This is a genomic window from Ideonella sp. A 288 (assembly GCF_002198735.1).
GTDB lineage: Bacteria > Pseudomonadota > Gammaproteobacteria > Burkholderiales > Burkholderiaceae_C > Pseudaquabacterium.
Genome location: NZ_MWLO01000027.1, coordinates 1 through 6,195, shown reverse-complemented (window position 1 = coordinate 6,195; position 6,195 = coordinate 1). Strand labels below are relative to the sequence as shown.

Here is a 6,195-nt window from a genome sequence, read left to right as displayed (position 1 = left end):
GTCGGCGGGGTGGGGCGGAAGGGTCAGGTGGGCTGCACGGCGGCCAGTTGCTTGCGCGCTTCCACCAGCGCGGCATGCGCCTCGTGCGCGATGCGGGCCACCTCGGGGATGCGCTCCCAGTTCGTCGGCAGCTCTTCGCTCAGGTCGTGCAGGTCCATCTTGGCCTGCGTGGCCTTGGCGTTGAGCTTCTTCACGGCGGTCTTCAGGGTCTCGAGGTCGTCACTCATGGCGGTTCAACCGTAGTTCGCCACGTCGGGGTAGGCCGCGATCATCGCGATGCCTTCGTCGACGAGCTTGTTGCCGGCCTCGGCCAGCTTGGCCAGGCTGGGGTAGCCGAAGCGGTGCACGTCGCGCAGGTAGCGGTTCACCACGATCAGGCGGCCGGTGGTCAGCACGGTGCGGCCGAAGCCTTCGTGGCTCATCTTGGTCATCGGCGCCACCATGCACTTGGTGGCCCGCTCGATGGCCAGGCCCACGGCGTTGTGGAACAGGTCCAGGCGCCACAGCAGGTCGGGGTCGGGGTCGCCCATCAGCGGCAGCTCGCGGCGCTGTTCGGCGCTCAGGATGTAGGGCTCCAGCAGCACGCGGTCGGTCTTGCCTTCCCAGGTGCCGTGGGTGTCCTGCGCGCGGATCTGCTTGATCAGCTCGACGATGAAGCGGTCCTGCATCAGTTCCGCTTCGGTGGGGGCGGCGGGCTTTTCGGCCGCAACGGTCTCGGTCATGGTTGCACTTCCTGGTCGTCTTCAAAGTCGTGGGTGCGTTCCTGGCCCTTCATCAGCGCCTTGCGCAGCCAGGGCGGCGGCGTGCCGCGCAGCACGGCCTGCAGCTTGTCCAGGATGTCGAGGATGGGCTCGGGCTGCTGCACCTTCACCGGGTGGATCTTGTGGGCCACCACGCGGGCCGCGGCCGAGCCGCCGATGGCCGCCACGTAGACGATGGCGCAGTCGCCGATGGCCTCGAGCTTGGGCCCCAGCTTGTCTTCGTTGCCGTCTTCGGCCAGGTCTTCGCCGAAGGCGAAGTCGCTGACGAAGCGGTAGCCTTCGGGCGTCACGTCGTAGACGGCCAGGTGCTGGGCCCAGCCGAAGTGCGCGTCCACGCGCTGCTGGTCCTGGGTGGCAAAGGCGACTTTCATTCCGGGCTCCTTGCGTTGATCTGAAGAGAGGGGCTCAGGCGCTGGCGGCCGAGATCGATTCGCCGGGCCGGCGCATGCGCGGCACGACGGCGGGCACGTGCACCTCGGCAGGCCGCGCGGCGGCGCGGGCTTCGTCGGTCAGCGGCCAGTCGTCGGGGCTGCTGTGATGGATCTGGTCCATCAGCAGGTTGCCCACCTCGTAGACAAACTGCCGCGTGCCGCGATAACCCACATGGCACACGTGCGCGTTGCCGATGCGGTCGAACACGGGGATGCCCAGGCGGAACAGCGGCTTGCCCAGGCGTTCGGCCGCCTGGCGGCCGTGCGAATGGGTCATCAGCAGATCGCAGCCGGCCACGCCGGCCGAGCGCTCGAAATCCTCGAGGTCGCCGATGATCACCTCGGCCGAGGGCATGCGCTCCAGCAGGCGCGAGCCCGTGGTGGTCACGCACACCGACAGCTCGGCGCCCATCTCGTGCAGCATCATGCCGGCGGCGTACAGCAGGTCGGGCTCGGCGCCCAGCGCCACCTTGACGTTGCCGAAGTGGAAGTGGCCGTCCAGCATGGCGTCGACCAGCTGGCTGCGCTGGCGGCGCAGGCGCGCCGGCACCGGGCGGCCCGACAGCTGCGAGAGCACCTGCACGAAGGCGTCGGTGGCGGTCAGGCCGGTCAGGCGGTCGAACACCGTGCACTGCACGCCGCAGCGGGCGCGCAGCGCCTCGGCGGCCGGGCGCATCTGCTCGCCGATGGCCAGCGTGTGCATCGCGCCGCCCAGCGCGCGCAGGTCGGCCAGCGGCGTGCCGCCCAGCGTGGTGCCCAGCCAGCGCTCTGGGATGTGGCCGTCCAGCGAGCCCGACACGTCGGGCACCACCAGCGCGCGCAGGCCGAAGGCCTCGACCAGCTCGCGCAGCTCGTCGATGTCGCCGGGCGTGAGGTGGCTGCCGGGCATCAGCGCGATGGTGTCGGGCAGCGGCGGGGCGCCGACCACCGGCACCTGCTTCACCAGCGCCTCGACGGCCTTGGACCAGCCGTCCTGGAAGGCGCCGGTGTAGTCGGGCGTGGAGACGTAGACGATCTCGGTGTCGGCCAGCTCGGGGTGCTTGCGCTGCGCGGTGCGGATGAAGCCGGCCACGTCGTCGCCCTTGGTCTCGGTGAGGCCGGTGGAGCACAGGGCGATGATCTCGGGCTGCGCCCGCTGGCGGATGTTGAGCAGCGCCTTCTCGACGTTGTCGCTGCCGCCCATGATGGTGGTGGCCTCGTTCATCGCGGTGGTCTGCAGCGGGATGGCCTCCTTGAAGTGCCGCACCAGCAGCACCAGGCCGAACGAGGTGCAGCCCTGCGAACCGTGCATCACCGGCATGCACGAGCCCAGGCCCATGAAGGCGAAGGCCGCGCCCAGCGGCTGGCTCATCTTCAGCGGGTTGACCGCGCAGGCCTTCTTCGATTCGATGACGTGGGCCATGCTCAGGCCTCCGCCGCGGCCAGGGGGCGGGCCGATGCCGCGGGCGCCGCAGGGGTGCTGGTGCGGTACACCGCATCGTCGACCACCACGTCCCAGGGCGCGGGCGTGCGCACCTGCTGCCACACCGGGTTGAACAGCGCCTTGTCGATCTCGGCGATCATCGTCACCATGCCTTCATAACCTGCAAAGGCGTGGTGGCGCTCCTGGTTGATGTCCATCCAGGGCATGCGTGCCTTCAGGGCCACGAACTGGCTGCGGCCGCCGCTGAGCATGATGTCGGCGCGGGCCTCGCGCAGCATCGCGTACATCTCGCGCGGGGTCATGTCGTCGATCATGTGGGCGTCGTCGCCCATGATCTCCTTGATCTTTTCCTTGTCTTCCTTGGTGCTCTTCTTGACGCTGGTGCCCACCACCTCGAGGCCGGCCTCCTGCAGCGCCGAGACCACGCTCCAGCTCTTCACGCCGCCGGTGATCAGCAGCACCTTCTTGCCGGCCAGGCGCTCGCGGTAGGCGCGGATGCGGCCCCAGGCGCGGGCCTCTTCCACGGCGATCAGCGCCTCGGTGCGCTCGGCCAGGTCGGCCGGCGCGCCACGCTCCACCAGCAGGCGGGCGATCTCGCGCAGCGTGAGGCTCATGTCGGCGATGCCGTAGAACGAGCCCTCGAAGTACGGGATGCCCCAACGCTGCTGCATGCGCGTGGCCACGTTGATCATCGACTTGCTGCACACCATCATGTTGGCGCGCGCGCGGTGGGCGCTGGCCACCTCGGCGTAGCGGCCGTCGCCCGAGATGCAGCTGAGCACGCGCACGCCCAGCGCGTCGAGCAGCGGCTTCACCTGCCACAGCTCGCCCGACAGGTTGTACTCGCCGATGATGTTGATGTCGGTGGGCGTGGTGAACTCGGGCTCCATCGTGCCGATCACGTGGTCGAGCAGCGCTTCGGCGCCCAGCTTGTTGCCCAGGTTCTTGGGGCCGGCGAACCCCGGCGCATCCACCGGGATGACGGGCTTGCCGAAGCGCTCGGTGGCGCGCTTGCACACGGCCTCGATGTCGTCGCCGATCATCGCGGTGACGCAGGTCTGGTAGACGAAGATGGCCGGCGGGTCGGTCTTTTCGATGATCTCGCGGATGGCCTTGAACAGCCGCTTTTCGCCGCCGTAGATCACGTCGAACTCGTTGATGTCGGTGGTGTAGCCGGTGCGGTAGGTGCTGGGGCCGGACGACGCGCTGTGGCGGTTGTCCCAGGCGTTGCCCTCGCAGGCGATGGGGCCGTGCACCAGGTGGGCCACGTCGACGATGGGCTGCAGCGCGATCTTGGCGCCGTCGAAGGCGCAGCCGCCGGCCGCGGCACCGGGCGTGAGCTGCTTGGTGCAGCCCTTCTTGCGTTCCTGGGCGCTCTTCGACTGGTTGATGTCGCACCCCGGCTCGTCGAACACTTCGGCAATCCTGGCTTTCAGTGAGGCGGACATGCGGGGCTCCGGTAGCGGTTGCAGCAGGCCATTGCACGATCGGTGCCAGCCATGCGCCGCGGCGTTTGGCGGCGCGAGGCCAGTCGAATCAAGCACTTGGCGCGGCCTGCTGGCGGTGGTGCAGCGGCCCGAGGGCTTTGCGTGCTTGGCAGGTTTGCGACAAAGCCGACGCTATTGGCGCCGGGTCACGCCGGCAGCGGCCCGGTGGTGGGCGACACTGACAGTCATGTCCCGCAGTTCACTGTTCTCGCGCCTGTCCGCCCGTTTCGACACCGACCTGCTGGACCCACCCGTCTACCGTACCCCGTCGCCCGACCCGGTGATGGCCAACCTGCGCGCCTGGTGCCGGCTGGGCCTGGCCCCGGGCGGGCCGCCGGTGGCGGTGGCGCGCTTCGCGGTGCGGCACTGCAAACCCGACGAGGCCCGCGTGCTGGATTCGCTGGCGCTCGACCTGGACGGCAGCCACCGGCTGGCCGCCTGCCCGGGCGGCCTGGCGAAGCTGGCGCTGCGGCTGCGCGTGAAGTGGGCCGACGCGCTGGCGGGGCGCGCCCTGCCCGCCGACCACCCCTGGGACGCCGGCCACCTGATCGACGGCCCCGACCTGCTCGACCGCGTGGGGCGCTTCGTGCCGCGCCGCGCCACGCTGATCCTGGCCACCGACGTGGCCCCGGCGCGCATGCCGGCGGTGGTGGACCTGCTCACCCGCCGCGCAGCCGGCTTCGATCAGCCGGTGCGCCTGCTCGTGGTCGGCTGAGGGTTCCTGGGGCCCTGGGCCCTCAAGGCCACGGTGGGCCCGTCGGGCTCGCGCTTCAGGTCGCGGAAGGCGCCGAACAGCCATGAGCGCATGCCGATCAGCAGCGTGAAGGGCCGCTTCTGGTCGGGCGGCAGCTTCTGGTCGGCCAGGTGCTGCTGCGCAAAGTCCTGGGCCACGCGCTGCAGCCGTTCGTTGAACATCGCGGCCAGGCTGCGGCCGATCTGGCCGTGCACCAGCATCAGCATCTCGCCCTCGCCGTCGAAGCCGCCGGCGTAGTAGTCGCCCACCACCTGCTGGCGAAAGTACTGCATCACCGGCCCGTCGGCGCGCCAGCGGAAGGTCTTGGCCAGCTGCAGGCGGTAGCGGTTCATCGACCGCAGCTCGATGATGCCCAGCTTGTCCAGGCGGGTGAGGTACTTCACGCCCTCGGCCTCGCTGAGGCGGTAGGTGGCCACGATCTGCTCCAGCGTCCACTGGCTGAGCGCGCAGATGGCCACCAGCAGCAGCTTGGGGTCGGCCACCACCGCGGCCTCCTGCTCGGCGGTGAGCTCGTGGCGCTTGGGTGCCGCGTCGGCCACCTGGCGCGACAGCTCGGCGTAGTCGGTGCGCAGCACGCGGCAGATCTCGTCCAGCCGCGACAGCGTCATCTCGCCCTTCGAGAACATGCGCTTCACGCTGGATTCGGCCAGCCCCAGCTCGCGCGCCAGCGCGGCGTAGGTCAGGCCGGCGGCCTTCAGCTCGGCCTTCAACACGGTGATCAGGGTCTGCGTGGTGGACATGCGGCCTCTCAGGTCATTGCGGGCGGGGGTGGATGAACCGCGGCATCACGGCGAACACGCCCAGCAGCGCCAGGTACACGCTGCCCGAGACGGGGTCGCGCGCGGCCAGCAGCGCGGCGAACGACTGGCCCATCAGCAGCATGCCCACGGCCAGCTCGGCGCCCAGGGTGAGCGCCAGCGCCACGCCGCCGGTGGCCAGGCGCACGCCGTTGCGCGGCGGCAGCGCGAAGTGCCGCACGATGAAGTGCGCGGCCAGCCAGATCACGCCGGCCATCACCGGCATCTCCAGCAGCTCGGCCGTGCGCACGCCCAGGCGCGGCACCAGCAGCGGCACGCGCACCATGCCCAGCAGGAAGCCGGCGCCGAACACCAGGCCGAAGTAGGCGGCACCGGCGCGCAGCGCCAGGGGCAGGGACGGTCTCGAGGGCATGGTCTTCTCCGGCAGCGCGGTCGTGGTCGCGTGGCAGAAAGTATCGCTCAACGATACGTGCTGCGTCCACCGGCGCGACTTCGTGGCTTTCGATTGCACCGATGCAGGCGCCCCCGCACCATCGCGTCACTTTCAACCCACGCCCCACGAGGCACCCCATGAGCACCCA

General features: G+C 70.1%; 8 protein-coding genes. 1 reads left to right on the top strand and 7 read right to left on the bottom strand.

Going from position 1 to position 6,195, the window contains the following annotated elements; all coding sequences use genetic code 11:
* Positions 1-23: 23 nt before the first annotated feature.
* Genes EOINJALH_RS01340 through nifE form a run of 5 tightly spaced genes read right to left on the bottom strand, consistent with a single transcriptional unit; the run spans position 24 to position 4,063 of the window.
* Complete coding sequence (locus tag EOINJALH_RS01340) at positions 24-227, bottom strand: CCE_0567 family metalloprotein (RefSeq protein WP_088278513.1); 204 nt, start codon at positions 225-227, stop codon at positions 24-26.
* Between the two features lie 6 nt (positions 228-233).
* Complete coding sequence (locus EOINJALH_RS01335; protein WP_088278512.1) at positions 234-722, bottom strand: NifX-associated nitrogen fixation protein; 489 nt, start codon at positions 720-722, stop codon at positions 234-236.
* A complete protein-coding gene (gene nifX / locus EOINJALH_RS01330) occupies positions 719-1,132 on the bottom strand; it encodes a nitrogen fixation protein NifX (protein ID WP_088278511.1) in 414 nt (137 codons plus the stop codon). Before nifX ends, EOINJALH_RS01335 begins: the two co-directional genes overlap by 4 nt.
* Before the next feature lie 34 nt (positions 1,133-1,166).
* Positions 1,167-2,594, bottom strand: coding sequence for a nitrogenase iron-molybdenum cofactor biosynthesis protein NifN (nifN, locus tag EOINJALH_RS01325; protein WP_088278510.1), 1,428 nt, complete (start codon positions 2,592-2,594; stop codon positions 1,167-1,169).
* A 2-nt stretch (positions 2,595-2,596) separates the two neighbouring features.
* Positions 2,597-4,063 carry a nitrogenase iron-molybdenum cofactor biosynthesis protein NifE gene (nifE, locus tag EOINJALH_RS01320; RefSeq protein WP_088278509.1) on the bottom strand — a complete coding sequence of 489 codons (1,467 nt, stop codon included), beginning with the start codon at positions 4,061-4,063 and terminating at the stop codon, positions 2,597-2,599.
* Between the two features lie 226 nt (positions 4,064-4,289).
* Here nifE and EOINJALH_RS01315 point away from each other — a divergent pair, with 226 nt between their 5' ends.
* Entirely contained in the window at positions 4,290-4,817 is a 528-nt protein-coding gene (locus tag EOINJALH_RS01315; RefSeq protein WP_088278508.1) for a hypothetical protein, read from the top strand.
* Here the strand turns inward: EOINJALH_RS01315 and EOINJALH_RS01310 are convergent.
* Positions 4,787-5,596: a helix-turn-helix transcriptional regulator gene (locus EOINJALH_RS01310; RefSeq protein WP_088278507.1), complete on the bottom strand. Its 810-nt coding sequence runs from the start codon at positions 5,594-5,596 to the stop codon at positions 4,787-4,789. The genes EOINJALH_RS01315 and EOINJALH_RS01310 overlap by 31 nt on opposite strands.
* A gap of 13 nt (positions 5,597-5,609) precedes the next feature.
* Entirely contained in the window at positions 5,610-6,026 is a 417-nt protein-coding gene (locus EOINJALH_RS01305) for a hypothetical protein (protein WP_234413598.1), read from the bottom strand.
* Positions 6,027-6,195: the final 169 nt, after the last annotated feature.

Coding starts and splice junctions, on each gene's coding strand:
- nifN (WP_088278510.1), bottom strand. CDS start 2,594: ATGGCCCACGTCATCGAATCGAAGAAGGCCTGCGCGGTCAACCCGCTG.
- EOINJALH_RS01310 (WP_088278507.1), bottom strand. CDS start 5,596: ATGTCCACCACGCAGACCCTGATCACCGTGTTGAAGGCCGAGCTGAAG.
- EOINJALH_RS01315 (WP_088278508.1), top strand. CDS start 4,290: ATGTCCCGCAGTTCACTGTTCTCGCGCCTGTCCGCCCGTTTCGACACC.
- nifE (WP_088278509.1), bottom strand. CDS start 4,063: ATGTCCGCCTCACTGAAAGCCAGGATTGCCGAAGTGTTCGACGAGCCG.
- EOINJALH_RS01305 (WP_234413598.1), bottom strand. CDS start 6,026: ATGCCCTCGAGACCGTCCCTGCCCCTGGCGCTGCGCGCCGGTGCCGCC.
- EOINJALH_RS01340 (WP_088278513.1), bottom strand. CDS start 227: ATGAGTGACGACCTCGAGACCCTGAAGACCGCCGTGAAGAAGCTCAAC.
- EOINJALH_RS01335 (WP_088278512.1), bottom strand. CDS start 722: ATGACCGAGACCGTTGCGGCCGAAAAGCCCGCCGCCCCCACCGAAGCG.
- nifX (WP_088278511.1), bottom strand. CDS start 1,132: ATGAAAGTCGCCTTTGCCACCCAGGACCAGCAGCGCGTGGACGCGCAC.